Origin of the sequence: Halomonas sp. CKK8 (assembly GCF_029625235.1) — a bacterium.
GTDB classification, from domain to species: Bacteria; Pseudomonadota; Gammaproteobacteria; order Pseudomonadales; family Halomonadaceae; genus Halomonas; species Halomonas ventosae.
Genome location: NZ_CP121193.1, coordinates 1,849,181 through 1,875,199, shown reverse-complemented (window position 1 = coordinate 1,875,199; position 26,019 = coordinate 1,849,181). Strand labels below are relative to the sequence as shown.

Annotated in this window: 28 protein-coding genes; 16 read left to right on the top strand and 12 right to left on the bottom strand. The window is 67.2% G+C overall.

The genetic code is table 11. The features are described 5' to 3' along the window. Positions 1 to 58: 58 nt before the first annotated feature. The 5 genes from P8934_RS08945 to P8934_RS08925 form a co-directional block, all read right to left on the bottom strand. Positions 59 to 1,450, bottom strand: a complete 1,392-nt coding sequence (locus P8934_RS08945; protein ID WP_278033877.1) for a sensor histidine kinase — start codon at positions 1,448 to 1,450, stop codon at positions 59 to 61. Beyond that, on the bottom strand, positions 1,371 to 2,036 hold the full coding sequence (locus P8934_RS08940) for a response regulator transcription factor (protein WP_278033876.1): 666 nt from the start codon (positions 2,034 to 2,036) through the stop codon (positions 1,371 to 1,373). The genes P8934_RS08945 and P8934_RS08940 overlap by 80 nt, the downstream gene beginning before the upstream one ends. A gap of 9 nt (positions 2,037 to 2,045) precedes the next feature. Further along, the gene (locus tag P8934_RS08935) at positions 2,046 to 2,540 is read right to left on the bottom strand and encodes a plastocyanin/azurin family copper-binding protein (protein WP_278033875.1); all 495 of its coding nucleotides are present in this window, start codon (positions 2,538 to 2,540) and stop codon (positions 2,046 to 2,048) included. A 688-nt stretch (positions 2,541 to 3,228) separates the two neighbouring features. After that, on the bottom strand, positions 3,229 to 3,444 hold the full coding sequence (locus P8934_RS08930; RefSeq protein ID WP_278033874.1) for a hypothetical protein: 216 nt from the start codon (positions 3,442 to 3,444) through the stop codon (positions 3,229 to 3,231). 174 nt (positions 3,445 to 3,618) lie between these two features. After that, positions 3,619 to 4,560, bottom strand: coding sequence for a LysR substrate-binding domain-containing protein (locus tag P8934_RS08925; protein WP_278033873.1), 942 nt, complete (start codon positions 4,558 to 4,560; stop codon positions 3,619 to 3,621). A 119-nt stretch (positions 4,561 to 4,679) separates the two neighbouring features. Between P8934_RS08925 and P8934_RS08920 the strand changes: the two genes are divergently transcribed. The 4 genes from P8934_RS08920 (at position 4,680) to P8934_RS08905 (ending at position 8,263) form a co-directional block, all read left to right on the top strand. Next, positions 4,680 to 5,552 carry a pirin family protein gene (locus P8934_RS08920; RefSeq protein WP_278033872.1) on the top strand — a complete coding sequence of 291 codons (873 nt, stop codon included), beginning with the start codon at positions 4,680 to 4,682 and terminating at the stop codon, positions 5,550 to 5,552. Between the two features lie 81 nt (positions 5,553 to 5,633). Then, the gene (gene ycaC / locus P8934_RS08915; protein ID WP_278033871.1) at positions 5,634 to 6,260 is read left to right on the top strand and encodes an isochorismate family cysteine hydrolase YcaC; all 627 of its coding nucleotides are present in this window, start codon (positions 5,634 to 5,636) and stop codon (positions 6,258 to 6,260) included. A gap of 112 nt (positions 6,261 to 6,372) precedes the next feature. Then, complete coding sequence (locus P8934_RS08910; RefSeq protein ID WP_278033870.1) at positions 6,373 to 6,498, top strand: hypothetical protein; 126 nt, start codon at positions 6,373 to 6,375, stop codon at positions 6,496 to 6,498. A gap of 376 nt (positions 6,499 to 6,874) precedes the next feature. Next, on the top strand, positions 6,875 to 8,263 hold the full coding sequence (locus P8934_RS08905; RefSeq protein WP_278033869.1) for a CHAD domain-containing protein: 1,389 nt from the start codon (positions 6,875 to 6,877) through the stop codon (positions 8,261 to 8,263). A 42-nt stretch (positions 8,264 to 8,305) separates the two neighbouring features. Here P8934_RS08905 and P8934_RS08900 read toward each other — a convergent pair whose 3' ends face one another. Beyond that, entirely contained in the window at positions 8,306 to 9,319 is a 1,014-nt protein-coding gene (locus tag P8934_RS08900) for a GlxA family transcriptional regulator (RefSeq protein WP_278033868.1), read from the bottom strand. A gap of 196 nt (positions 9,320 to 9,515) precedes the next feature. Here P8934_RS08900 and P8934_RS08895 point away from each other — a divergent pair, with 196 nt between their 5' ends. The 9 genes from P8934_RS08895 (at position 9,516) to P8934_RS08855 (ending at position 15,607) form a co-directional block, all read left to right on the top strand. Continuing rightward, positions 9,516 to 9,764: a hypothetical protein gene (locus tag P8934_RS08895; RefSeq protein ID WP_146131980.1), complete on the top strand. Its 249-nt coding sequence runs from the start codon at positions 9,516 to 9,518 to the stop codon at positions 9,762 to 9,764. A 157-nt stretch (positions 9,765 to 9,921) separates the two neighbouring features. After that, positions 9,922 to 10,125: a DUF2188 domain-containing protein gene (locus tag P8934_RS08890; protein ID WP_278033867.1), complete on the top strand. Its 204-nt coding sequence runs from the start codon at positions 9,922 to 9,924 to the stop codon at positions 10,123 to 10,125. 127 nt (positions 10,126 to 10,252) lie between these two features. Next, positions 10,253 to 11,098 (top strand): deoxyribonuclease IV, encoded by an 846-nt coding sequence (gene nfo / locus P8934_RS08885; protein WP_278033866.1) that lies wholly within the window; start codon positions 10,253 to 10,255, stop codon positions 11,096 to 11,098. Between the two features lie 34 nt (positions 11,099 to 11,132). Next, complete coding sequence (locus tag P8934_RS08880; RefSeq protein WP_278033865.1) at positions 11,133 to 11,621, top strand: GNAT family N-acetyltransferase; 489 nt, start codon at positions 11,133 to 11,135, stop codon at positions 11,619 to 11,621. An 81-nt stretch (positions 11,622 to 11,702) separates the two neighbouring features. Further along, the gene (locus tag P8934_RS08875; protein ID WP_278033864.1) at positions 11,703 to 12,698 is read left to right on the top strand and encodes a TRAP transporter substrate-binding protein; all 996 of its coding nucleotides are present in this window, start codon (positions 11,703 to 11,705) and stop codon (positions 12,696 to 12,698) included. Next, positions 12,699 to 13,223 carry a TRAP transporter small permease gene (locus P8934_RS08870; protein ID WP_278033863.1) on the top strand — a complete coding sequence of 175 codons (525 nt, stop codon included), beginning with the start codon at positions 12,699 to 12,701 and terminating at the stop codon, positions 13,221 to 13,223. It begins immediately after the preceding gene. Further along, positions 13,220 to 14,479: a TRAP transporter large permease gene (locus tag P8934_RS08865; RefSeq protein ID WP_278033862.1), complete on the top strand. Its 1,260-nt coding sequence runs from the start codon at positions 13,220 to 13,222 to the stop codon at positions 14,477 to 14,479. The genes P8934_RS08870 and P8934_RS08865 overlap by 4 nt, the downstream gene beginning before the upstream one ends. 43 nt (positions 14,480 to 14,522) lie before the next feature. Then, positions 14,523 to 14,714: a hypothetical protein gene (locus P8934_RS08860; RefSeq protein ID WP_278033861.1), complete on the top strand. Its 192-nt coding sequence runs from the start codon at positions 14,523 to 14,525 to the stop codon at positions 14,712 to 14,714. A gap of 71 nt (positions 14,715 to 14,785) precedes the next feature. Further along, entirely contained in the window at positions 14,786 to 15,607 is an 822-nt protein-coding gene (locus P8934_RS08855) for a TlpA disulfide reductase family protein (protein WP_278033860.1), read from the top strand. Between the two features lie 58 nt (positions 15,608 to 15,665). Here the strand turns inward: P8934_RS08855 and P8934_RS08850 are convergent, their stop codons facing one another. From P8934_RS08850 to P8934_RS08840, 3 genes are all read right to left on the bottom strand, one after another. Further along, positions 15,666 to 16,298, bottom strand: coding sequence for a DUF938 domain-containing protein (locus P8934_RS08850; RefSeq protein WP_278033859.1), 633 nt, complete (start codon positions 16,296 to 16,298; stop codon positions 15,666 to 15,668). An 87-nt stretch (positions 16,299 to 16,385) separates the two neighbouring features. Further along, entirely contained in the window at positions 16,386 to 17,426 is a 1,041-nt protein-coding gene (gene rluF / locus P8934_RS08845) for a 23S rRNA pseudouridine(2604) synthase RluF (protein WP_278033858.1), read from the bottom strand. Between the two features lie 101 nt (positions 17,427 to 17,527). Then, positions 17,528 to 17,986 carry a YchJ family protein gene (locus tag P8934_RS08840; RefSeq protein ID WP_278033857.1) on the bottom strand — a complete coding sequence of 153 codons (459 nt, stop codon included), beginning with the start codon at positions 17,984 to 17,986 and terminating at the stop codon, positions 17,528 to 17,530. A gap of 60 nt (positions 17,987 to 18,046) precedes the next feature. Between P8934_RS08840 and P8934_RS08835 the strand changes: the two genes are divergently transcribed. Then, positions 18,047 to 18,406 carry a DUF6482 family protein gene (locus P8934_RS08835; RefSeq protein WP_278033856.1) on the top strand — a complete coding sequence of 120 codons (360 nt, stop codon included), beginning with the start codon at positions 18,047 to 18,049 and terminating at the stop codon, positions 18,404 to 18,406. A 101-nt stretch (positions 18,407 to 18,507) separates the two neighbouring features. Continuing rightward, a complete protein-coding gene (locus tag P8934_RS08830) occupies positions 18,508 to 21,276 on the top strand; it encodes a cation-transporting P-type ATPase (protein ID WP_278033855.1) in 2,769 nt (922 codons plus the stop codon). On the opposite strand, the gene hrpB is transcribed toward P8934_RS08830, so the two are convergent. Both hrpB and P8934_RS08820 read right to left on the bottom strand, forming a co-directional pair. After that, a complete protein-coding gene (gene hrpB, locus P8934_RS08825; RefSeq protein ID WP_278033854.1) occupies positions 21,268 to 23,733 on the bottom strand; it encodes an ATP-dependent helicase HrpB in 2,466 nt (821 codons plus the stop codon). The two genes, P8934_RS08830 and hrpB, sit on opposite strands and share 9 nt — an antisense overlap. 100 nt (positions 23,734 to 23,833) lie before the next feature. After that, complete coding sequence (locus tag P8934_RS08820) at positions 23,834 to 24,391, bottom strand: carboxymuconolactone decarboxylase family protein (RefSeq protein WP_278033853.1); 558 nt, start codon at positions 24,389 to 24,391, stop codon at positions 23,834 to 23,836. A 186-nt stretch (positions 24,392 to 24,577) separates the two neighbouring features. Here P8934_RS08820 and P8934_RS08815 point away from each other — a divergent pair, with 186 nt between their 5' ends. Then, positions 24,578 to 25,129 carry a TetR/AcrR family transcriptional regulator gene (locus P8934_RS08815; protein ID WP_278033852.1) on the top strand — a complete coding sequence of 184 codons (552 nt, stop codon included), beginning with the start codon at positions 24,578 to 24,580 and terminating at the stop codon, positions 25,127 to 25,129. Positions 25,130 to 25,189: 60 nt separating this feature from the next. Here P8934_RS08815 and P8934_RS08810 read toward each other — a convergent pair whose 3' ends face one another. Beyond that, positions 25,190 to 25,870 (bottom strand): TetR/AcrR family transcriptional regulator, encoded by a 681-nt coding sequence (locus P8934_RS08810; RefSeq protein WP_278033851.1) that lies wholly within the window; start codon positions 25,868 to 25,870, stop codon positions 25,190 to 25,192. Positions 25,871 to 26,019 lie beyond the last annotated feature (149 nt).

The following is a 26,019-nucleotide window of genomic DNA, read 5'->3' as shown; positions in this document are numbered from 1 at the left end:
CGATGTCTGAATGCGGCATCATGACGGGGCAAGCTGAATCACGCCTGAAAATGCCAGGTTACGGCGCTTCCTTTGCATAGGGCACGTGAATCTCCACGCTTAGGCCACCCAGGGTGCTGTGCCCGAACTGGACCTTCCCGGCATAGCGTTTCAGGAGCTGGTTCAGGATCGAGAGGCCCAACCCATAGCCGGGACGTGACTCGTCCAGGCGCCACCCGCGCTCACCGAGACGGGCGAGATCATCATCTGCTACCCCAGGGCCGTCATCCTCGACCCGCAGGCTGAGGCCATCCTCCAGGGCTATCTCGCAGTGAACCTCCTCGGTCGCCCATTTGCCAGCGTTGTCCAGCACGATACCGATCATCTCCGAGAGGTCCTGCGACTCGATGGGGATGCGGTGGCCAGTGCCTTCGGGCATTTCCAGGATGAAGCGCTTGTTCGGGTAAATCGTCCGGAACATCTCGATCAGTCGGCGAGCGTCGCGACACGGATCGGCAAGGCGCCCGGCATTGGGACCCGCGATGCGCGAGCGGCGAAGCTCGACATCGAGCTGAGCGTGAATCTCCTCCAGGCGCTTCACCAGGCGTTGGCGACGCGAGGCATCGATGGGGCGCGAGCCGCGCAGCACCTGAATGACCGCGGCCAAGGGCGTCTTTAGCGCGTGAGAAAGGTTGGCTACCGAGTCCCGGGAGCGCTGCAGACGGCCATCGATCTCGTCCATGAAGTGGTTGAGTTGGCCGACCAGACTGTCGAGCTCGGAGGGGACGTCCAGAGAGAGATGATCGCGTTCCCCGGCCCGCAGCTCACTGAGCTGGTCGCGCAACCGCGATAGCGGCACCATGCCTCGGCTGACGGCCAGCAGGTTGAGCACCACCAGCAAGATCAGCAGGCCGGCGGCGATGCCACCGACCCACCAGTGCAGACGATGAAGACCTGCCTCCACCTGGGAGAAATCCTCCCCGATCAGTAGCACCCCCTGTTCGTTGTCGAGGGTGAAGGGCTGGCGAAAGACCAGCAGATGCTGACCTGCCTCACGAACCTCGACCAGCGACTCGTCACTGTCCAGCAGTGACAGCAGCGCATCCTGCCAGCGTGGATGAGAGGCCGAGACCTCATCGCCCAGACGCAGCACATAGAGGTGATGGAAAATCTCGAAACCGCGGCTGGCAGAATCCAGGACACGGGCGGTGGCCAGGTGGTCGCGGCGCAGTTGCTCGATGGCGTGATCGGCTTCGCGTTCGAGCCGTTCCCCCAGAAAGTCCCGAGCCAGGTCATTGAGCAGGATGCCGTGCAGCAGCCAGGTCAACCCGGTGACCAGCAGGGCGATACCTGACAGCCACGCCAGCAACCGGATACGCAGGCTGCGACGATCAATCCGTAACGAAGACATAGCCCTGGCCGCGACGGGTCTGGATGCTCGATTTGCCCAGGTAGCGGCGCAGCCGCGCAATGTAGACCTCGATGAGATTGGGAGCCGCGGCATCCTGCTCCAGTGCGTAGAGCTGGTTGAGGAGGTGCTCCTTGGAGAGCACCCGCCCCGGATGATGCATGAAGTAGCGCAGGAGCACGAACTCGGTGCCCGTCAGGGGGTGCCAGGGGCCGTCGGCCACCCGGACGCATTGGTTGGCCTCGTCCAGGGAAACGCCACCCAGCGTCAGCTGAACGGAGAGTCTCCCCGACTTGCGGCGCAGCAGCGCCTTGACCCGGGCGATGAGCTCTGCTTCGTGGAAGGGTTTGGTCAAGTAGTCATCCGCGCCGCCTTCAAGGCCGACGACCTTGTCTTCCCAGGTATCACGAGCCGTCAGGATCAGCACCGGCAGGTCCCGACCCGATTGGCGCCATCGCTTCAGCAGGTCGAGACCCGAGCCATCGGGCAGGCCCAGGTCCATGATCGCCAGCTCGTAGGTCTCGGTGGCCGTGAACGCCTCGGCCGCTCTCAGGGACGTAGCCAGGTCGACCCGAAAACCGTTGTCCTTGAGGGATTCGGCGAGGCTCTCGGCCAGCAAGTCGTCATCTTCGAGCAGCAAGAGCTTCATGCGTCCAAGTCACCCGCCCAGGTTGATCTCTCCGAACATCCCGGATTCGTAATGGCCCGGAATGTTACAGGCATAGACGAGCGTATCTACGTCAGCGGGAGCGGTCCAGATCAGCTCGGTGGTCTCGCCCGGCGCCAAGGTGATGGACGGCATCTCACCGCCATGCGCGCCCTCCGCCATGTCATGCCCACCGTGACCATCGTGGCCATCGCCATGACTATCCCCCATCGCCTGCATCATCTCGCGATGCGCTTCCTGGGCCTCGGCATCACCGATCACGAACTCGTGCTGCAGGTTGCCGGTATTGGCGACCTTGAAGCGGACGGTCTCTCCAGCGGTGATGCTGAGCTCCTCGGGGCCAAACCACATGTCGCCCGCTTCGATCTGGACAGTACGGTCAACCTCGGCCACAGGCGTGGCGGAGTGGGAGCCACCATGTTCACCGGCGGCGAAGGCGGAGGCAGTGGCCAGGTACAGTGTCATGGCCAGCAGTGACTTGCGCATAATCTAACCTCTTAAATCGTATCAGGGGAGCCTTGGTTATACCGCAGGAACCTGAAATGAGACTGAACTCATCCCCCTCAACCCTTGGGAATTCGGGCACTTCGTCGACATGACAGCGACATCCTGGTCTGAGTCGGACAGCACCGTTTCGCAGCACGAGGTGTGAACGGCCTGCTGTGCAATCCTTGACCTTGAGCGCCAGTGGATCTCCCCTCCACGACATAACAGTACCTGATTACGCATGAGAGTCAGCCATCTTCAGGAACCGGTACGGCATCGGCGGCGTACTCGCCGCCACCGTCAGGAAGCGCGGGATCATGGACTTGAATTCAGGACCCAAGTCCCATGGCCTCATGGTGTAACCAGCGGTCTGCCGCTGTTCTATCACCCTCAAACAATTCGATGGCCGCCCGCCAGACTGCGATTGTGATGTGCTCTTCCGGCTCATCAGTGCCGAGCATCGCCCAACTCTCCTCTTCTGCATCAGGCTCCAGCGGGGGCTCATACTTGATGACGCTCCCCCGTAGCCGTTCAGGTGGCGTATCGCGTCGATTCGTCACCGCAGCCTCCATCAGATAACCGAGTAACGGGGGGTAGCTCTCCATTGACAGGCTTGCCAAATGGATCGGCGTACCATCAGGACTGAGCCTCGTGAAGAACTACCGAAGAACTCTTAGCAGTTGCCGCCTCATCCAAGCCAGCCGGCATCCAGTGACCGCAGATAGCGGCACAGCGCCTCGGTGCGACCGGCAGCCACAAGCTGATCAGCGGTTTGGTAGTCGAACACATCAATTGGTTCGTTGTGGAACCAGTTGCGATATTTAATCCTAGAGCCACAGATGCGTTCGGCGGCGTCCAGCACTGCCGCTGTGTGTTTTTCAATAGTGCTAGGCTCTGCACGCATCTGCTGTCCCTCGGTATCACTGCGAGTAGATGAAATTATGGGCACCTTTCTTCAAGGATAATTCAAACTCATGATGTAAAGAAAACGTAGTGTTTCTTATCGGATGCAACCAGAAAGGTCATAGCCACCGTGGGCGGTATCGTGGGCGTCTATAGGGGAGTCGGCGTTTATCCATCAAGGAGTTCCTTGCGCGTTGATCAGCGCCTCCTGGGTAGCGAAGTCCTCCTCTGCGATCTGCTCGTCCAGGAAGTCGAGCAGCGCCCGCACCGCCGGCAGCAGCCCCCGCCGCGAGGGGAAAACCGCATGCAGGATTCCACCCCGGGGTTCCCAGCCTGGCAGGACGTCGATCAGGCGCCCGGCCTGGATATCCCGAGCGCCCACCAGTAGCCCCAGCTTGACCACGCCGAGCCCTTTCAGGGCGGCTGCATGCAGGGTCTCTGCGCTGTCAGTGACCAGCCGCGGCCAGTGGAGGATTTGCGCGCTGGCCCCCTCTGGCCCCACGAGGTCCCAGCAGTGGCGATGGTCGTACTGTTCGAAGTCGAGGCTCGGCAGCTCGGCGAGATCCGCTGGGCTGCGGGGCCGTGACCGGTTGTCGAACAGGGCGGGGGCGGCCATCAGCCGCTGAGGGCTTGAAGCGAGTACCTTCATGGTCAGGTCGCTGTCCTCAAGCGGCGGGAAGCGTACGCGGATGGCCAGATCGAAGCCCTCCTTGATCACGTCCACCCGCCGGCTGGTGGCCTCCACCTGAACCTCCACCTTGGGACAGCGCGCCATGAAGTTCACCAGCAGCGGCGTGATCAGGTAGTGCAGCACGCTGGGCGAGCAGCTCAGCCGCACTGTGCCTTGGGGCTCGGCGTGATGGCGCTGGATCAGCTCCTCAGCGGCTTGCGCCTCCACAAGCATGGCCAGGCAGTGGCGATAGTAGGCCTGTCCCAGCTCGGTGACCGAGACGTGACGTGTCGAACGGTTGATCAACCGCGTGGCGAGGCGTTCCTCGAGCTGGGTGATGCGACGGCTCAGCTTGGACTTGGGAATGCCCAGGGCGCGCCCGGCAGGGGCGAAGCCACCATGGTTCACCACCTGAACGAAGTAGTAGAGATCATTGAGGTCCTGCATGCTTTCGTCCCATCCATGAAACGCTGAGTGCCATTTTCAGCGTATACCGATCAGATCGTTCATGAAATAGGCTTTCTTCATCGGGAAGTGACTCTCCCTTGTCATCACAGGAGCCAACGATGAAGAAGATCCAGGCAGTATACGGTGCCCCACGCGGCCATTGGGTCGGCGACGGTTTTCCGGTGCGCTCCCTGCTCAGCTATGACCGCCTGGGCGCCGATCATATCAGCCCCTTCCTGATGCTCGACCATGCCGGCCCACATCGCTTTGGCCCGACTCGCCATCGGCGAGGCGTGGGGGCCCATCCCCATCGGGGCTTCGAGACCGTGACACTGGTCTACCAGGGAGCTCTTGAACACTGCGACTCGGCGGGGCATGGCGGCCAGATCGGCGAGGGCGATGTCCAGTGGATGACCGCCGGCGCTGGCATCGTCCACGAGGAGTACCACGCTTCGGCCTTCGCCGAGTCTGGTGGCCTGCTGGAAATGGTGCAGCTCTGGGTCAACCTGCCGGCCCGGGACAAGTCCGCCTCGCCGGCCTACCAGACCCTTCTCGACAGCGAGATCCCCCGAGTCAAACTGCAGAGCAATGCCGGCCAGCTCAGAGTGGTGGCCGGCAGCTATCTCGATCGGCAAGGCCCGGCGCGCACCTTTACCCCCATCAACGTCTGGGACCTGCGCCTGGTGGCCGGCGGCGATGTCCGGCTCGACGTGCCCGAGGGCCATACCACCCTGCTGGTCGTGCTGGAGGGCACGGTACTCGTCAACGGCGAGCGCATCGTCCGCGACGAGAGCGTCGTCGCCTTCGAGCGACGCGGTGAGGCGCTCCATTTGGAAGCCAACAACGACGCCAAGCTGCTACTGCTGAGCGGTGAGCCCATCGACGAACCGGTGGCCGGGCAGGGTCCCTTCGTGATGAATCATGAGACCGAGCTCCACCAAGCCTTTGCTGACTTCCAAGCCGGGAAGTTCGGCAACCCGAGCGGCGCATGAATCGACTCATGCCCCACTACTGCTCGGCGATGGTCGCCGGGCAGCCCCCTGACTGCCAAAGACAGCGAAAGGAGAAAGACCATGTCCTTTACCTACAATCGACTCGACAAGGATAACGTGGCCCTGCTGATGGTGGACCATCAGGCCGGCCTGCTCTCCCTGGTGCGCGACTTCAGCCCGGACGACTTCAAGAACAATGTCCTGGCCCTCGCCGATATCGCCAAGTTTTTCGAACTCCCCACCATTCTCACCACCAGTTTCGAGGATGGTCCTAACGGCCCCATGGTGCCGGAGCTCAAGGAGATGTTCCCGCAGGCGCCTTATTTGGCCCGCCCGGGGCAGATCAATGCCTGGGACAACGAGGAGTTCGTCGCCGCCATCAAGGCAACCGGCAAGAAGCAGCTGCTGATCGCTGGGGTAGTCACCGAGGTGTGCGTGGCCTTCCCGGCGCTCTCGGCCCTGGAGGAGGGCTATGAGGTCTTCGTGGTCACCGATGCCTCCGGGACCTTCAACCAGACCACCCGGGACGCCGCCTGGGATCGCATGTCCCAGGCCGGCGCCCAGCTGATGACCTGGTTCGGGGTGGGCTGCGAACTGCACCGTGACTGGCGCAATGATATCGAGGGCTTCGGCGGCTTGCTGGCCGGCCATCTGCCCGCCTACGCTAACCTGATGCAAAGCTATTCTCAGCAGAACCAGCTGGGTTAAACAGCGCCTGGCCAGGCCCTCGGAACGTCGAGGGCCCGGCCCCTGGCAAGGCCTAGCAGGGCTTATGCCGGGGGCCCAGCCCTTCTCCCTTGACTGACAGGAATCCCGAACCATGAGCGATCTCGTAAAAGAACGCGAGCTCGCCACCTCCCTCAACAGCCCCGTTGTCGACGGAAAGCGTAAGGTGCAGCAAGTCACGCCGCCTGACGCCGATGTAGGCTATATGGTTGCAAAGTAGCAGGTTCGCCCCCTGTCGCTTCGACCAGCAACATAAGTAAAACCGCCCCCTACGGATCATGCCGGGTGGCGGTTTTTTGTTGCGTGTCATCATGCTGCCCCCTGGACGTCATCTGACTGAAATCTCCCGCCGCTAGCGTCGATTGGAGGCACCCTGCCGGGAGGGACATGACATGTCTGAGCACAGGCGTCGGCCACTCGACCACGATGAAATCGAGTTCCTGGTGCAGTTGGCCAACGGCAACGCCCTGGCCCGCCAACGGCGCCGTGACAGGGAAGCCCGCCGTCCACGACCGCGTCATCGGCAGGACGAATAGCACCAGCGCAGCCACCCTGACCTAGGCTGTGCCAAGAAGGCCATCGTCGGGGAGGCACTAATGAAAGAGCTCTACCTGCTGCGTCACGCCAAGGCATCGAGAGCCAGCGGCGGCATGGAGGACTGTCACCGGCCCCTCAGCCGACGCGGACGACGCCAGGTGGCGGCCATGGCGAAGCCCCTGCAGCGCCTGGGCGCCCTGGATGGCGAGATCCACGTCAGCACGTCGACCCGCACCCGCCAGACCCTGCTGGGCATCGCTGAGCAGTTGCCTGGGTCATCCCTCGACAGTCGCACCCGATACACAAAGGCGCTTCACACCTTCGACTGGAAGGCGCTTCGCCGATGGCTGATGGCCCGCCCGCCCGACTGTGACAGGATAATGCTGATCGGCCACAACCCGGCCCTGACCAAGCTCGCCCGTTGGCTGTGCAGGCAGGCGGCCGCCGAGCTGCCCACCGGCGGGCTGCTCAGCCTCTCCCTGCCCGTGGAGAGCTGGCAGGATCTCCGCAAGCACCGGGGCGAACGGGTCTTCCGGCTGACGCCGAGCGAGGCGAGCCATGCGCTGTTCAGGAAACAGGCCCCGCGGGCACCCGACCTCGACCGCGCACGCACCGACAAGCGCCTCCTCGGACTGCTGACCCATCAATACCGCATGGTGAGGGTCCTGGAGCCCGGCGTGATCGCCGGCTTCGACCCGGAGTTCCTGCACCAGTATCGCGTCAACCTGCGGCGCAGCCGCGCCATCGGGGAGTCCCTGAGGGCCATCTTCCGGGTACCCGGCCTCGGCAAGGTCCTCAAGCGCCTGAAGCATCGCGCACGGGCCACCAGCGAACTGCGGGACCTGGATGTGTTTCTCGAGACCCTGGACCAGCAGCCAGCTTCGCTATCGGAGCAGGCCCGCAAGAGGCTGCAGGACTGGCTGGAGCATCAGGCCCGGGAGCGTCACGCGACCCTCTGCCACGCCATGGCACAGCAGGGCTATGCCCGCGACATGGCGCGATGGCGGGAGTTCCTTTCGGACAAGGGGTTTCGCCAGGCGCTCGGGGCGGTAACGCCGGAACAGGTCGAGGCGGTGCTGGCCAAGCGGATCGTGCAGCATGACGCCGACCTGGCGGCCCTTGCCGACGACTCCCCCGACTCTTCGCTCCATGAACTGCGCAAGACCGTCAAGCGCATTCGCTACCTGGCGGAGCTGGATCCACAGCGACACGGCCCCTTCCTCGCCGGCCTGAAGCAGCGCCAGACGCTGCTCGGCGAGTTTCAGGATCTCTGCGCCCAGCAGGCCTGGGTCCGGGCATGCATCGCGTCGATGCCCGACACCCCCCCTCCAGGAGGCGTTAAGAAAGAGTGCCTCGATTGGCTCGACTGCCTCGAGGCGCGCAAGGCCGAGCTCCACCGGGCGGTCATGGGGCTCGACCCGCTGACAGAGGCTACGCGCTCGCCATGAAGTGGCGCTCTGGCCCGCACCACCTGGATAAGGCCTTGCCCCTCACCCAGGCTCGTCCGACGAGGGCTTGAGCACCGACGCCTCGGCAACGGCGTGCCGTCGCCGCGCCTCCCGCGGCGACAGGCCATAGCGGGCCTTGAAGGCTCGGGCGAAGGTGGAGCCTGACGTGAAGCCGCAGGCCAACCCCACCGAAAGGACATCGCTGTCCGTCTCGGCAAGCAGGTGCCAGGCTCGCTCCAGTCGCAGGTTCAGGTACCACGCCCGGGGGGACGTGCCGAGATGCTGTTCGAAGAGGCGCTGCAGCTGGCGCAGGGAGACCCCGCTGCGGCTGGCCACCGCCTCCAGCGAAAGGGGCACCTGCTGGTGGCGCTCCATCAGGGAGACGGCCTCCACCAGGCGGCGGTTATGGATCCCCAGGCGCCTGGCCAGCGACATGCGTTGCTGGTCACTGCGGGTGCGGATCCGCTCGTGGATCAGCTGCTCCGAGACATCGACCGCCAGGCGCGACCCGTGGCGGCGGGCGATCACCTCCAGGGCCATGTCCATCGCCGCCGTGCCACCGGCACAGGAGAAGCGCCGCTGCCCCAGTTCGAAGAGCTCGTCGGAGGTCTCGATGCCCGGAAAGCGCTCCTGGAAGGCCGGCAGGCTTTCCCAGTGCAGGGTGACGCGCTCGCCCTCCAGCAGGCCCGCCTCCGCCAGCAGGAAGCCACCGGTATCGAGCCCGCCAAGCACGCAGCCGGCCTGGTCCAGGCGGTGCAGCCAGGCCATCAGGGGACGGCTCAGGCTGTCCTCGGGACCGAAGCCGCTGCAGACCGCCAGGGAGGGCAGTCGATGCACCTCCCCAATGGCACGGTCGGCCAGCAGCGTCATGCCGTTGGAGGCCGTGACCGGCGCGCCGTCCTCGCTGATCAGCGTCCACTCGAACAGCGCTCGCCCCGTGATCCGGTTGGCGATCCGCAACGGCTCCACCGCCGAGAAGAATGCCATCATCGAGAAGCGCGGCAGCAGCAGGAACCCCACCGCTTCGGGCAGCAGCCCCTGATAGTCCAGGCGCAAGGCGCATCTCCTCCATCCCGCGGCCGACCTGCTCGCCCCCGTCACCGGGCCGGCGCGCCACGGCCGCATCCTGATTCATCGCCGTGAGGATACCCGCTGTCGTCGGGCGGATCACCACCCGCGGCACGGGGCAATGGAAGACGCCCGCCGGCCGCGGCTAGAATGAACCCCAGGCTTGTCCATCCGAGGTGTCCCCGTGTCCAGAAACGAGAGAACCATCCTGGCCTTCGACCAGGCCGGCAACGAGTATTTCATCGACATGTTCGTCAGCGTCCGGGATCTCAGCGACCTGCAGCACGCCGGTGCGACCCGCAGCGGCCTCCCTGCCTTCCGGACCAGGGAGGGCCACTCGGTGACCCACCTCGGCGGGGGCGAGTTCGCCGTGATGGTGCCCGGCGAGGAGGAGGCGATCACCGTCAGGACGGAGGATCCTGAGTTCGTGTAGCCGCGCCCGTGCCCTCGGAGTTGGCCGGTTTTCCCGGTGAGGTCGCCATGACATGACCGGGGTCATGCGCCGCGCCGAAATCGCCTTGCCACGTGACGCGAACGCTATAATTCAGCACACGCCATCCCGCTACGTCCACCGCAAAGGAGGGACGATGATGAATCGGTCGACGCACCACGTAGTACCGAATGCCAAGGGGGGCTGGAGCGTGCAGAGGAGCGGTTCCGGGCGAGCCACCCGGCACTTTGCTACCAAGAAGGCGGCCGAGGCCTACGGCCGGAAGGTCAGCTTCAACCAGAAGACCATCCTCGTGATCCATCGCGAGGACGGCACACCCCCGCCCTCCAGCGACCAGGGCTAGCCCCGGCCCCCCGACGACACGGGCACGGGGCAGGCGTCCTCGTCGCCTCAACCATCACACGCTCTCGCCTCGCTGGTGTAGACTTCCCTGCACCATGAATAACTGATCTACCCGGCGGGAGACGGCCATGAAATACCTCGGTGCCCACGTCAGCGCGGCAGGCGGTGTCGACCAGGCAGTGCAGCGTGCCGTGGAGATCGGTGCCGACGCCTTCGCGCTGTTCACCAAGAACCAGCGCCAGTGGCAGGCCAAGCCACTCTCCGACGCGGTCATCGAGGCCTTCCGCTCCGCCTGCCACGAGCACGGCTTCGGGCCGGGCCAGATCCTCCCCCACGACAGCTACCTGATCAACCTGGGCCACCCCGAAGCGGAGGGGCTCGCCAAGTCCCGTGCTGCCTTCCTCGACGAGTTCCAGCGCTGCGAGCAGCTGGGCATCGACCGCCTCAACTTCCATCCCGGCAGCCACCTGAAGAAGATCAGCGAAAGGGACTGCCTCTCGCGCATCGCCGAGTCGATCAACGAGGCGCTCGCCGAGACCCGCGGCGTCTCCGCCGTGATCGAGAACACCGCCGGCCAGGGGAGCAACCTGGGCTGGCGCTTCGAGCATCTGGCCGAGATCATCGCCCAGGTGGAGGACACGTCACGCGTCGGGGTGTGCCTAGACACCTGCCACGCCTTCGCGGCCGGCTACGACCTGCGCACCCCCGAGGCCACCACCGCCACCCTGGACGAGTTCGACCGGGTAGTGGGCGTCAGCTACCTGCGCGGCATGCACCTCAACGACGCCAAGAGCGAACTCGGCAGCCGGGTGGACCGACATCACAGCCTGGGCCAGGGCAACATCGGGCTCGACGCCTTCGCCACCCTGATGCGCGACCCGCGCCTCGACGGGATGCCCCTGATTCTGGAGACCATCGACCCGACGATCTGGGCCGACGAGATCGCCTGGCTGCGGGCGCAGCAGGCCGCCTGACCTCCCCTCCCCCCTTTCGGCAAGGAGCCAACACATGATCCGCATCCGCCCCTACCAGCCCGAGGACTGGTCAGCCCTGTGGGCCATTCTCGAACCGGTCTTCCGTGCCGGCGAGACCTATGCGGTGCCCCGCGACATCAGCGAACAGGACGCCCATCGGATGTGGATCGAGCTGCCCCGCGCCGTACGCGTGGCCGTCGATGACGCGGGCCGGATCACCGGCAGCTATACCCTCAAGGCAAACCAGCCCGGTCCCGGCGACCATGTCTGCAACTGCGGCTACCTGGTCGCCGACCACGCCCGCGGCCAGGGCATCGCCGGCGAAATGTGCGCGCACTCCCTGGCCCTGGCCCGGGAACTGGGCTTTCTCGCCATGCAGTACAACCTGGTGGTCGCCAGCAACGAGGTGGCCATCCGGCTGTGGCAGGAGCACGGCTTCGCGACCGTCGGCATCCTGCCCCGGGCCTTCCGTCACCCCGCGCTCGGCCTGACGGACGCCCATGTGATGTACCGACTGCTGTGAGGCACCCCGGCCCGGTTTGACCGCCGGCACCGGCCTCGGGCATGCTCACCAAGTGACTGACACACCGAAGGAAAAACGACAATGAAAGGATATGCACGCAGCACGCTGGCACTCGCCGTCTCGCTGGCCATGGCCGCCGGCGCCAACGCATCCGAGTTCGCCGACATGGACCCGGTCACCCTGCGCCTGGCCCACGTGGTCAACGAGCAGGACGGCTTCCATATCGCCGCCATGAAGTTCGAGGAACTGGTGGAAGAGCGCACCGAGGGCAAGGTGGACATCGAGCTCTATCCCAACGCCAGCCTCGGCGACGAGCGCACCCTGCTCGAGGGCATGCAGATCGGCACCGTCGACATGGGCGTGATCACCAACGGGCCGGTGGCCAACTTCGTCGAGGAGATGGCGGTCTTCGAGCTGCCCTTCCTCTTCCCCTCCCCGGAGGCCGCCTATGAGGTGCTCGATGGCCCGATCGGCCAGGAGCTGCTCGACCGCCTCGCCGAGGTCAACCTCAAGGGCCTGGCCTACGCCGAACGCGGTTTCCGCAACCTCACCAACAGCGAGCGCGCGGTTCACAGCCCGGCGGATATCGACGGCCTGCGCATCCGCGTGATGGAGAACCCGGTCTACGTGGACAGCTTCCGGGAGCTCGGCGCCAACGCGGTGCCCATGGCCTGGACCGAGGCGCTGACCGCCATGCAGCAGGGCACCATCGACGGCCAGGAGAACCCGGTCAACGTCATCCACTCCTTCAAGCTCTATGAGACCCAGGACCACATGACGCTGTCGCGCCATACCTATGCCCCGGCGATCTTCGTGATGGGCATGCCCGCCTGGAACAAGCTGCCGGAGGCCGCCCAGACGGTGCTCGAGCAGGCGGCACAGGAGGCCGCCGAGCACGAACGCCGGATGAACGCCGAGATGCAGGCCGAGCAGCTGGCCGAACTGCGCGAGGCAGGCATGCAGATCGTCGAGGAGCCCGATATCGCCGCCTTCCAGGAGGCCGTGGCCCCGGTCTACGAGAAGTACGGCGAGCAGTTCGGCGACTACCTGCCGCGCATCCAGGAGGCGCTCGAGTAAGTGTCCGCTCTCGCCCATTCCCTGCTGCGACCGCTGCGGTGGAGTGAGCGCGCCCTCGAGGCCGTCATCGCGCCCGTGGTCTTCACGGCGATGGCGGCGTTGATCGGTGTGATCACCCTGCAGGTGGTCTCGCGGGTCTTCTTCACCGCGGTGGGCTGGACCGAGGAGGTGGCCCGCTTCCTGCTGGTATGGATCACCTTCCTCGCCGCCACCCTGGCCTTTCGGCGCGGCCGGCATATCGCCGTGACCTTCGTGGTGGATGCCCTCCCCGGCCTCCCCCGGCGCCTCGCGCGCATCGCCGCCCTGCTGGTGTCGCTGGGCTTCCTGCTCGCCCTGATGGCCATCGGCTGGGAGTACATGCAGGTGCAGAGCTTCCAGAAGTCCGCCTCGCTGCGCCTTTCCATGACCTGGGTCTACGCGGTCATGCCGCTGGCCGCGGCGATCATGGCCTGGTACGCCCTGGTGGACATCATCGCCCTGGCGCTGGGCGCCCCCCCTCCCGATGCCGAGGAGCCCGGTGCATGACCGCCCTGCTCTTCGTGCTGTTCCTGCTCTTCATGCTGCTCGGCGTGCCCATCGCGCTGGCCATCGGTGCCAGCGCCCTGGTGGCGCTCCATGCCCAGGGCGTGCCGCTGATGGTGGTGCCGCAGCAGATGTTCCAGGGGATCAACTCCTTCGCCCTGGTGGCAGTGCCGATGTTCATCCTGGCCGGTGACCTGATGGCCCAGGGCAAGGTGAGCGAGAAGCTGGTGGCCTTCGCCGACTCGCTGTTCGGCTTCCTCAAGGGCGGCCTCTCCATCGTCTCGGTGGGCGCCGGCATGTTCTTCGCCGCCATCTCCGGCTCCGGCGCCGCCACCACCGCGGCGGTGGGCTCGAGCCTGGTGCCGGAACTTCGCAAGAAGGGCTACGACCCCGCCTCGGCGGCCAGCCTGATCGCCGCCAGCGGCACTATCGGCGTGGTGATCCCGCCCTCGGTGCCGATGATCATCTACGCGGTGATCGCCCAGCAGTCGGTCTCCAAGCTCTTCCTCAGCGGCATCCTGCCCGGCATCGCCATGGGCCTGGGACTGGCCACCATCGCCATCGTCCAGGCCTACCGGCGCAACTATCCCCGCGGCACGGCCTTCTCGCCGGCCACCATCTGGCGCACCTTCAGGAGCGCGAGCTGGGGCCTCATGACACCGGTGATCATCCTCGGCGGCATCTTCTCCGGCGTGTTCACGCCCAGCGAGGCCGCGGTGGTAGCGGTCAACTATGCCCTGCTGGTGTCGCTTTTCGTCTACCGCGACCTGGGCCTCGCCGACGTCTACCGCATCCTGATCCGCTCGGCGATCACCACCTCGGTGATCATGCTGGTCATCGCCACCTCGGCGGTACTCAGCTGGACCCTCTCCAGCTGGCAGGTACCCGGCGCCATCGCCCAGGCGGTGCTGTCGCTCTCCACCGACCCCTACGTGATCATGCTGCTGGTAGTAGCGGTGATCCTGCTCACCGGGGTGTTCATCGAGACGGCCAGCGCCCTGATCATCCTCACCCCGGTGCTGCTGCCGCTGGTGACCCAGCTGGGCATCGACCCCATCCACTTCGGGCTGATCATCGTGGTGGGGCTTGCCATCGGCATGATCACCCCGCCGGTGGCGATCAACCTCTATGTGGCGTCATCGGTGACCCGGCTGCCGCTGGAGCGCATCACTCGCGCCATCATTCCCTACCTGCTGGGGCTGGTCGCGGTGCTGCTGCTGGTGGTCTATGTCCCGATCCTGCTGGGCCTCTCCGGCTAGCCTCACCCAGGCCGCCAGTGCACCAAGCAACGAGGAGTCTCCGATGCATCGATCGATACCGCCTATCGCCGGCCTGCTTGCCATGACCCTGCTGGCCGGCTGCACCACCTACACCTGGGAAGACGGTCGCCGGGAAACCGTGTGGGGCGTGCCCGCCGAGGACGAGACCAAGACCCGCGAGGAACGCCAGGCCGAAGGCGTCGAGTACCAGGTGCCCGGCGAGATCCCCGAATGAGGGCCCCTTAATGCGGCACTAACCGCGACCGGGCATGCTGGAGCTCACATTCCCGACAGGCGTGAGCGACCATGAATCTCCTCTCCCAGAGCATCGCCATCGGCCCACTGGGCCTGAGCCTGGGGCATCTCTTGATCCTCTTCGCCCTGGGCGTCGCCCTCATCACCGGCCTGCTGCTAGGCCGGCGCCAGCGCCTGGGGATCGGCGACACCCTCTCGACGCTTTGCCTGGTTGCCCTGGTCGGCGCTCGACTGGTCTTCGTGGCGCGCTACCATCAGGACTACGCGGGGCCGCTCGCGATGCTCGACATCCGCGACGGTGGCTTCGATCTCCTCGGCGGCATCGCCGCCGGGACCGCCTATGCGGGCTGGCGCCTGTGGCGGCAACCCGCACAACGCAAGGCCCTTGGCGGCGCGTTGGTCGCCGGGATACTCACCTGGGGTGTCACCGCTGGCACCCTCGGCCTGTTGGCCGGACAGAGCCGCCCCGTGCCCGAGACCGAGCTCACCACCCTCGCCGGCGAGACCATCCGCCTCCCCGAGCTGCAGGCCGCCGAGGGCCAGCCCATGGTGGTGAACCTCTGGGCGACCTGGTGCCCGCCCTGCCGTCGCGAGATGCCGGTGCTCGCCGAGGCCCAACAGGAGGAGGGGGACATCACCTTCGTGTTTCTCAACCAGGGCGAGGACCCCGCTCAGGTCCGTCGCTTCCTGGACCACGAGTCCCTCTCGCTCGACCACCTGCTGCTCGATACCCAGCTAGCCTTCGGCGATCGCGTGGGTGCCAGGGCTATGCCAACCACCCTCTTCTACGATGCCGACGGCCGACTGCTCGATACCCACTTCGGCGAGCTCTCCCGGGCAACGCTCAATCGAGAGCTGGAGCGGCTGCGCTAAGCGGGTCACGTCAGATACCCGCCAGATACCCAAAGCCCCCGCCCCCGAGGCCAGCCCGCTACCTGGCGGGCATAAGTGTTGCCTGGCCGGCCTGCGGCTGGCGGAACACCAGGCTGAGATTGTTGGCCGGCATGGTCACTACCCTGTCGAGCTTCAGTCCATGGCGCCCGGCCGCGGCCGTCACCGCCTCCAGGTCACGGATCCCCCAGCGCGGGTCGCGGGCACGCAGATCCGCATCGAAGGCCGCATTGCTGGACGCCGTATGACGTCCCTCCCGCCGGAACGGGCCATAGAGGTAGAGCACGCCACCGGGCAGCAGAGCATCGCCGGCGCCCGCCAGCAGCGCCTCGGCGACCGTCCAGGGCGATATATGCAGCAGGTTGATGGCCACCACCGCCTCGAAGGGCCCCGCCGGCCAGTCGCCGGTCACGTCCAGCTGCTGGGGCTCGAGCAGGTTCACCCGGCCCGCGGCCTCGCGCCAGGCGAGGATGGAGGCCAGCGCCCGGGGATTGGGATCACTGGGCTGCCAGCGCCAACCGGGCATTGCGCCGGCAAGGTAGAGGGCGTGCTCGCCGCTGCCGCTGGCGACCTCCAGGATCCGGGCACGCTCGGGCAGCACCTGCTGCAGGACCTCGAGGATCGGCTGTCGGTTGCGGGCCACGGCGGGGCTCTGCAGGCGTGGGTCGTTCATGGCGCTCCTCATGGCCTGGGCCTGGGCCTGGGCCTGGGCCTGGGCTTGGGCCTGGGCCTGGGCCTGGACTTGGGCTTGGGCAGGCGGCTACTTCCTGCCCCTGGGCTTGCGGGATGGGCCGGCGGCCTTCGAGCGGGGTCCCTTCGCCGGCTTGGCGTCGGGCTTCCGGGCCTTCCCGGGCTTGGAGGGCTTGGAGGCCGAGGCCGGTTTGGCGCCGCGGGCCCTGCCGGGCGCGGTCTTGCCGCCTGCCTTGCGCTTCGCGGCCTGGCCCGCAGTGGCCTTCCCGCCCTCACCTCGGCGGCTCGCGCCAGCCTTGCCGGTGCCTGACGCCCCGCCACCGGCCCTGGCGCCCTTGCCTGCCTGGCGCCGGGCCGACCGGCGGCCGGGCTGCCGGGCCTCGGAGGTGGAGTGCTCGGTCAGGGAGAGGATCGTCGCCACCTCGGTGGGCGTCAGGTCCCGCCACTCACCCGTCGCCAGCCCGTCGAGGGACACGTTCATGATGCGGATCCGCTCGAGCTTCACTACTTCGAAGCCGAACACTTCGCACATTCGGCGGATCTGGCGGTTGAGACCCTGCACCAGGGTGATGTTGAAGACGAACCGGGACTCCTTGACCACCCGGCACTTCCGGGTGACCTCGCCGAGGATCGGCACGCCAGCGCCCATTCCGGCGATGAACTCGTCGGTGATGGGCCTGTTGACGGTGACCCGGTACTCCTTCTCGTGCTGGTTGCTCGCCCGGAGGATGCGGTTGACCAGGTCGCCGTTATTGGTCAGGAAGATCAACCCCTGGGAGTCCTTGTCCAGCCGGCCGATGGGAAAGATGCGCGCGCCGTGCCCGACGAAGTCGACGAGATTGGCCTTCTCGCCCGGGTCGGTGGTGCTGACGATGCCCACCGGCTTGTTGAGGGCGATGAACACCAGGTCCTCCTCCTCCAGTGCCAGCGGCTCGACGACCTGGCCATTGACCTTCACCACGCTGCCGGGAAAGACCTGGTCACCGGGGGTGGCGCGCCGGCCGTCGATCCGGACGTTGCCCTGCTCGATGTAGCGGTCGGCTTCCCGCCTCGAGCACATCCCGCTCTCGCTGATGTACTTGTTGATCCGTTTCGAGAGGGTCTGGGCCATGGGACGCGTCCGGGACGAAGATAAGGGGGCCGAGGAGGCACGGCACGTTGCCGCGCAGTGTAAGGGGTGCACCGCCTCACGACCAGCGAGGCAGGGAACGGCTATCCCACGCCGCAGCAGGCCTTGAACTTGCGGCCGCTGCCGCAGGGGCAGGGAGCGTTGCGACCGGGCTTGAGCCGGGTGACCGTGGGGCTACCATCCAGGTAGGTCCACCGACCGGCCTCACGCCGGAAGCGCGAGCGCTCCTCCAGCACTCCCCAGCGACGCCCCTCACAGAAGGTCGCCCGGAAGTGCACGACGCCCTCGTCCCCCTCCTCACGGCTCTCCAGGATCTCCAGCGCCACCCAGCGGGTCGAAGGATCCGGGGCGAGACTCGCCGGGCGGGTGTCGGAATGCCAGCTCGCCAGCAGGTAGTCGGTAAGATCCAGAGCGAAGGCGCTGTAGCGCGAGCGCATCAGGGCCTCCGGGGTGGGGGCCGGCTCGCCGGCATGGTAGCGGCCGCAACATCGGGCGAGGGGCTGGCCGCTGCCGCAGGGGCAGACATCGGCGCATGACGGCATGACGACTCCTGTACAAGTCACGATAGAATGACAGCTCATGTCTAACTTAGGATGATTACCATGATACCCCTGGATGCCCCCGCCCTGCCCGACCGCCTGACCCTGGGAGCGCTGGCCAAGCGCCTCGACCCGGATGCGCCGCCCGCCGTGGAGGTGCAGTCGCTGGACATGGGGGTCTACCTGGTCCGCCTGCACCACGCCGGCGGCGAGAGCCTGCTGGTGGACGAACATGGCGAGGGTCGGCGCTTCACCGGCACCCAGTGGATCAGCCGCGCCCTGGCGCCGCTGGGCCTGACCCATGGCACCCTGACCTGGGCCGACGTCACCGACGAGATGGTGGGCCTTCCGGAAACCCCTGCCGTCGAGCCGGCGGCACGCCTGGCCCACGGCACCCGCGTCGCCTTCATGACCCAGGGCTGACAGGCACTTGCCGGCCCTGCTTGTCCTGGATCACTGCACTGCAGCATGTTGTATGGTAGTTATCTATCCAGCAGCCTCCTGACAGTTGCCGGAGTAAGAAGATGACAGAGCCGAGACACAGCGAGCCCACCGCCTGGCATGCCCTGGGCGAGGATGCGTCCCTCGACCGGCTGGAGAGCACGCGGGACGGGCTGGGCGGCGAGGAGGCCCGGCGCCGGCTGGCCGAGCACGGCCCCAACCAGCTGCAGCAGGCCGAGGCACGCCCCTGGTGGAAACGCCTGCTGGAGCAGTTCAACAACATCCTGATGCTGGTGCTGATCGTCGCCGCCCTCGCCAGCCTGGGACTGGGACACACCCTCGACGCGGGCGCGATCTTCGGCGTGGTGCTGATCATCGCCCTGATCGGCTTCTTCCAGGAGGGCAAGGCAGAGCAGGCCCTGGAAAGCATCCGCCAGATGCTCTCGCCCCAGGCCCAGGTACTGCGCGACGGCAGGCGCGAGACCATCCCCGCCGAGGAGCTGGTGCCGGGTGACGTCGTGCTGGTGGAGAGCGGTGACCGGGTGCCGGCGGACCTACGCCTGCTGGAGGCCCGGCGCTTTCGCACCGAGGAGGCCTCGCTGACCGGAGAGTCCACGCCGGTGGACAAGGCCACCGATGCGGTGGCCCAGGACGCCGACCTGGGCGACCGCAGCAGCATGGCCTATGCCAGCACCATCGTGGTCCAGGGCAACGCCCGTGGCCTGGTGGTGGAAACCGGTGCCAACACCCAGATCGGCCTTATCTCGGAGATGCTGCGCGGCGTGGAGCAGCTCAAGACCCCGCTGCTGAGCCAGATCGACCGTGCCGGCCAGGTGCTGGCGTTCTTCATCCTCGCCGCCGCAGTGCTCACCGGGGCCTTCGGCGCCCTGGTGCATGGCCAGCCGCTGGTCGAGATGTTCATGGCCGCGGTGGGACTGGCCGTGGCCGCCATCCCCGAGGGCCTGCCGGCCATCGTCACCATCGGCCTGGCGCTGGGCGTACAGGCCATGGCCCGGCGCAACGCCATCATCCGCCGGCTGCCCGCGGTGGAGACCCTGGGCTCCATCTCCACCATCTTCTCGGACAAGACCGGCACCCTGACCCGCAACGAGATGACCGCCCAGGCGATCTGGCTGCCCCAAGGAGAGGTGCACATCGAGGGAATCGGCTTCGCGCCCGAGGGCAGCTTCCACCGCGTCAGCGACGGCGAGGCCGAGACGGAAGCGCTGGACCTCGAGGACGACCACGCCCTGCGCCACTTCCTCAAGGTGGGCGTGCTGTGCAACGACGCCGAACTGGCCGAGGAGGAGGGCCGCTGGCGGATCCACGGCGACCCCACCGAGGGTGCCCTGGTGGTGGCCGCGGCCAAGGCCGGGCTGTCCACGGAGAAGCTGCGCGGCGACCACGATCGCCACGATGCCATCCCCTTCGAGTCCGAGCGCAAGTACATGGCCACCCTTCACAAGGTGGACGGCGAACCGCTGCTGCTGGTCAAGGGCGCCCCGGACCGTCTGCTGGAGATGTGCCACCGGGTGCGCACCGAAGAGGGGGACCAGGCGCTGGATGTCGAGACGTGGGAGGCGCGCATCCATGACCTCTCCTCCCGGGGCCTGCGGGTCCTGGCCCTGGCCGAGCGATCGATCAAGGACGTCCACGAACTGACCGACGAGCACGCCGAGGAGGAGTTGGTACTGCTGGGACTGGTGGGGCTGCTCGACCCGCCTCGCGACGAGGCCATCGCGGCGGTGAAGGACTGCCTGGCTGCCGGCATCCGCCCGGTGATGATCACCGGTGACCACGCCGTCACCGCCCTGGCCATCGCCAGGCAGCTGGGCTTCGCCCACACCGATCGCGCCCTGGCGGGACACGAGATCGAGGCGATGTCGGACGCCGAACTCGAGGCGATCATTCTCGAGGTGGACGTCTTCGCCCGCGCCGCGCCGGAGCACAAGCTGCGCCTGGTCCAGGCCATGCAGGCCCGAGGCGGGATCTGCGCGATGACCGGCGACGGGGTCAATGATGGCCCGGCGCTGAAGCGCGCCGACGTCGGCGTGGCCATGGGCATCCAGGGTACCGAGGCCGCCAAGGAGGCTGCCGAGATGGTGCTGGCCGACGACAACTTCGCCACCATCGTCGGCGCCATCCGCGAGGGCCGCAAGGTCTACGACAACATCCGCAAGACCATCACCTTCCTGCTGCCCACCAACGGCGGGCAGGGCCTGGCGATCATGCTGGCGGTGCTGGCCGGCTCCACCCTGCCGGTCACCCCGCTGCAGGCGCTGTGGGTCAACATGGTAGTAGCGGTGACGCTCGGCCTGGCGCTGGCCTTCGAGGAAGCCGAGCCAGACATCATGACCCGCCAGCCCCGCGACCCGGACGCCTCCCTGCTGGACCTCTTCCTGCTGTGGCGGGTGGTGTTCGTCTCCATGCTGCTGCTGGTGGGCGTGTTCGGCATGTTCAGTTGGCTGCAGGCCCAGGGCGGCAGCATCGAGCTGGCCCGCACCGGTGCCGTCAACATGCTGGTGATGGGCAGCGCCGCCTACCTGATCAACAGCCGTTTCCTGCTGCGCAGCACCCTCTCGTCATCCGGCCTCTTCGGCAGCCGGCCGGTGTGGGGCTCGATCGGGATCATCGTGATGCTCCAGCTCGGCTGGACCTACCTGCCGGTCATGCAGGTGATCTTCGGCAGCGAGGGACTGGACCTGGGCCACTGGGCGATGATCCTGGTCGGCAGCCTGGCGATCTACCTGATCGTCGAGGTCGAGAAATGCGTGCTGCGCGCCCGCGGCGTTCGCGGCCAGCCGGCCGCCAGCCCCGGCGGTCACGATCGCACGGGGGTCGAGTCATCGTGAGGGGGAGCGCCGCTTGGTGCGGGCGGTGGCCTCGGCGTTGGTGGGATCCTCGGGCCAGGGGTGCTTGGGGTAGCGGCCACGCATCTCCTTGCGCACCTCCGGGTAGCCATTGGCCCAGAAACTCGCCAGGTCGGCGGTGACCTGCAGCGGGCGACGCGCCGGCGAGAGCAGGTGCAGCAGCACCGCCTCGCGGCCCTCGGCCACCCGCGGGGAGGCCTGCCAGCCGAAGCACTCCTGCAGCTTCACCGCCAGCACCGGCGGCTTGTCCGCCAGGCACGGCGTATAGTCGACCCGATGGCTGGCGCCGCTGGGCACCGCCAGGCGGCGCGGCGCCAGCACATCGAGCCGCGAGCGCAGCGCCCAGTCGAGGCCGTCCAGCAGCAGGCGCGCCAGCGGCAGGCGCTCCAAGGCCTCGAGCCGCGTCATTCCCGCCAGATGCGGACCCAGCCACGCCTCGAGCGTATCCAGCAGGGCCGCCTCGGACCATTCGGGCCAAGTCTCACCCAGGACGCGGCGCAGCAGCGCCACCCGGCCCTGCAGCTGTCTCAGTTCCTCATCCTGCGGTAGCCCTCGGCGACGCAGTGCCTCGAGCAGCGCGCGGCGCACCGCCTCCGGCGGCAGCCTGGCCAGCGGCTTCCTCGCGAGCACCACCGCCCCCAGGCCACGCACCTGCTCGCCCACCAGGCGCCCCTGGTCGTCGGACCACTCGAGGCTAGGGCGCCACTCGCCGCACTCCGGATAGAGCGCTTCGAGCCGCGCTCGAGAAAGCGCTACGGCGCGGAAGACCCGTGCCCCGCTGGCCTGGCCGTCCAGCTCGGCGGCCACCAGCAGCTCGGCATGGGCCAGGGGGTGGCCCTCGGGAAGGGTCGCCAGCCCCCCGCCGGCCAGACGAAAGCGGCCCGGCTCGAGCCGCTGCGCCACCCGCTCCGGATAGGCCAGCGCCAGCAGCTCGCCCAGTGGTGCCAGGCGGGTCACCCGGAGTGACACGCCGGCGACTCGCGCCAGGCGTTCGGCGTCGCGCTGCCACTGGCGATGCTCCCCCGGGGTCTCGATACGCGCCTGAAGGGCCTGCTCGAGGTCGCGCTCCCCGTCCAGGCCCCGCCCCTCGAGCAGCGCCACCAGGGCACAGGCCAGGGGGCGGGCCTCAAACTCGTCGGAGCGCTCCAGCATCACCGCCAGGCGCGGGTGGGTCGGCCAGCGCACGCAGGCGCGCCCCAGCGGGGTCAGGAGGTACCCCTCGTCCAGCACGCCCAGCCGGGCCAGCAGGTCGCGACCGGCGGCCAGTGCCGCGGCGGGTGGTAGCGTGACCCAGGCCAGCCGGCGCGGATCACTGATGCCCCAGCGCGCCAGCTCGAAGGCCAGCGGCGCCAGGTCAGCCTGCAGGATCTCGGGCTCGCCGTGGGGCACCAGCGGCTGCTCCTCGGCCCATAGCCGCAGGCACAGGCCCGGGCCCTGGCGTCCGGCGCGGCCACGGCGCTGGTCGGCGCTGGCCCGATTGACGCGGCGTGTTTCCAGCCGGGTGAGCCCGCTGCGCGGCAGGAAGACCGGCACGCGCTCCTGGCCGGCATCCACCACCAGGCGTACCCCGTCCACTGTGACACTGGATTCGGCGATCGCCGTGGCCAGCACCACCCGACGACGCCCGTCGGGGTCGGGGCGCAGCGCGCGCCGCTGGTCCTCGAGGGTCAGGCGGCCGTGGAGCTCCAGGACGGCAAGCTGTGGCGCACGGTCGCCAAGCGCCCGCGACAGCCGACGGATCTCCGCCACCCCGGGCAGGATCACCAGGGCATCGCCTGCCTGCTGCTCGAGGCTCTCCAGCAGCGCCCGGGCCTGCTGGGCCGCCGCGTCTTCGCGACCGCTCAGCGACCGGTAGCGGGTCTCGACGGCAAAGCTCCGCCCCGGGCAGTCGATCACCGGCGTGGCCTCGCCCAGCACGCCCAGCAGGGCCTCGACGTCGAGGGTCGCCGACATCACCAGCAGGCGCAGCTCCTCGCGCAGCCCCTGCTGGGCATCGAGGGTCAGTGCCAGGCCCAGGTCCGCCTCCAGGCTGCGCTCGTGGAACTCGTCGAAGATCACCCCGGCCACGCCCTCGAGCATCGGGTCCTCCTGGAGCATGCGGGTCAGCACTCCCTGGGTGACCACCTCCAGGCGGGTCGAGGGTCCCACCCGGCTCTCCCCGCGCATCCGGTAGCCGACGGTCACCCCCACACGCTCGCCGAGCTGTTCGGCCATGAAGCCGGCGGCCAGGCGCGCCGCCACCCGCCGCGGCTCCAGCAGCAGCAGCCTGCCGCCCTGGCGGCACCAGGAGGCCTCGAGCAGCGCCAGCGGCACCCAGGTGGTCTTCCCCGCCCCGGGCTCTGCCACCAGCAGGGCGCGCGGGTGCCTCTCGAGGGCTTCGAGGATAGCGTCGAGACGGGCATCGATGGGAAGTTCAGCCGAGGCTGGAAATGGCGACATGGTGAGCATCCTGCCTAGTGACGAAAACGCTGCCGCAGCGGGGGCACGCAGTGGCAGCGAGGCAGAATACGCCGGCAGTATCACCGGCCACAAGGCAGGCTCAGCCCTGGTCCGGCGTCTCGACCAGGGCAACCTCGGGGAAGTCGATCGGCGGTTGCATCACGTTATTGAGCCAGTTGCTGTAACTGTTGAGGCCTACCAGCGCGACGACCTCCACCAGAGTAGCATCATCCACGCCAGCCTCGCGCGCTGCAGCCACCTGGGCATCCTCGAGATGACCGTGCTGGCGCAGTACCGCCAGACCAAGGTCCAGAACGGCCTGGTCCAGCGGCGCCGTGGCACGCCCCATCTGGGCGTGACGAGCTTCCTCGTCCGACAGGCCCGCCCCCTTGGCCGCCAGCGTATGGCCGCTGACGCAATAATGGCAGCCGTTTTCATTGGCGATTGCCAGCGCCAGGCGTTCGCGCTGTGACTTGTTCAGCCGACTCTCCTTGCCCAGTTGCTGTTCGAACGCCAGGTACCCGTTCAGCGCACCGCCATGGTGGGCCATGCCGGCAAAGAAATTGGGCAGCATACCCAGCTGCTTATGGATACCGCGCAGCGTCGGAGCGGCCTGCTCACAGGCAGTGTCGGCACAAAGAAGGGGGACACGGGACATGGAAGACTCTCCTCGACTCAGAGTGGGCTCCGGCCATCGGCCAGGAGTGTACAGATCTGTAGCGTTTGGCACATCATAGGCATACAGATCTGTAGCGTCAAGCTATCCAGTAGACCTCGATGCCACCGCTGGCCTTCGCGGCACAGGGAAGCGACAATTCATGAGTCGTTGAATCAGGAGCGTTTCATGGCATCACCTCGGCGCGAACGGCTGCTCGATACAGCCGAGCAACTGTTCTACCGTGAAGGCTTTCACGCCATCGGGATCGATCGAATACAGGCGGAATCCGGTGTGGCCAAGACCACGCTCTACAAGCACTTCCGCTCCAAGGATGCCCTGATCCTGGCTGTGCTGGAGCGCACAGCAGCTCGCGTCCAGGAGAAGCTGCTCGCGCTTGTCGAGCCGCTGGATGGCCAAGGCAGCCGGCGCGTGACGTGCTTGTTCGATGAGCTGCACCACATCTGCGAGGCCCCCGACTTCAATGGCTGCCTGTTCAGCAATGCCGCGGCCGAGTTCATGTACCTCAATGCCTCGATACGCCAATGCGTCAGTGATCACCTGACCTGGCTGGAAGCCCTCTTCGCACGCCTGCTGCAGGAAGAGGGGCTACCGTCATCACGCGCCTCGATGCTGTTGGCGCTCTATCAGGGCGTGCTGAGCACGGCAAGGGTCAAGCAGGCACCCGAGCTGGTCGACCAAGCCAGCGCGCTGGTGGCGGAACTGCTGGAAAGAGAGTGACGCCACCGTTCCACAACCCTACTAGCGCGGCGTCGGTATCGGCCTCTGCCCTCTGGCGGGTCAGCCCGGCGTCCCCCTATCTCGCGCAACGCCGCACCCCTTGAGGATCACCCGGGTGAGGAAGGTGGTGATCTCTTCGACGTCGGCATCGCTGAGGGCGTCGCGGCCGGTGATGCCCAGCACTTGGGTCTCGAAGTCGGCGTAGTGCTGGGTGGCCGACCAGATCAGGAAGATCAGCCATACCGGGTCGACGGGATCCATCAGGCCACGTTCGGCCCACTGCTCGAATACCCTTGCCCGGGCCAGGACCCAGTCGCGAAGCTCGCCGCGCAGGTACTCCTGCAGGAAGGGCGCACCGCCGAGGATCTCGGCGGCGAAGAGGCGCGAGCCCTCCGGATGACGCCGCGACAGCTGCATCTTGCTGCGGATGAAGGCCTCCAGCACCTCGGCGGGGTCATCCTCCACCGAGATGTCGTCGAGCAGCGCGTTCCAGCGCTCCATCATCCGCTCCAGCAGCCGGACGTAGAGGCCCCGCTTGCTGCCCATGTAGTAGAGGACGTTGGACTTGGGCAGGCTGGCCTGCTCGGCAATGGCCTGCAAGCTCGCCCCCCGGTAGCCGTGACGGGCGAACACCCGCTCGGCCGCCGCCAGGATCTCCCGCTCGTTGCGCCGGCGGGTCACCCCGTTGGCCTCGCCCTGCTCTCTCGCCACCCGCTCGGCGGGCGCGTTCCCCTCTGTCATCGGCCCTGTCATCGGCCACCTCACTGCCCCATGGCGGATCAAAGCCAAGGATAGTGCCCCACCCCCGTGCCGGGTGCAAACGGGCTTGCAACGCGGACGATTCTGGACCAAGCTGAAAGCATCCTGACCGAATGGTCAGGAAGTGGACC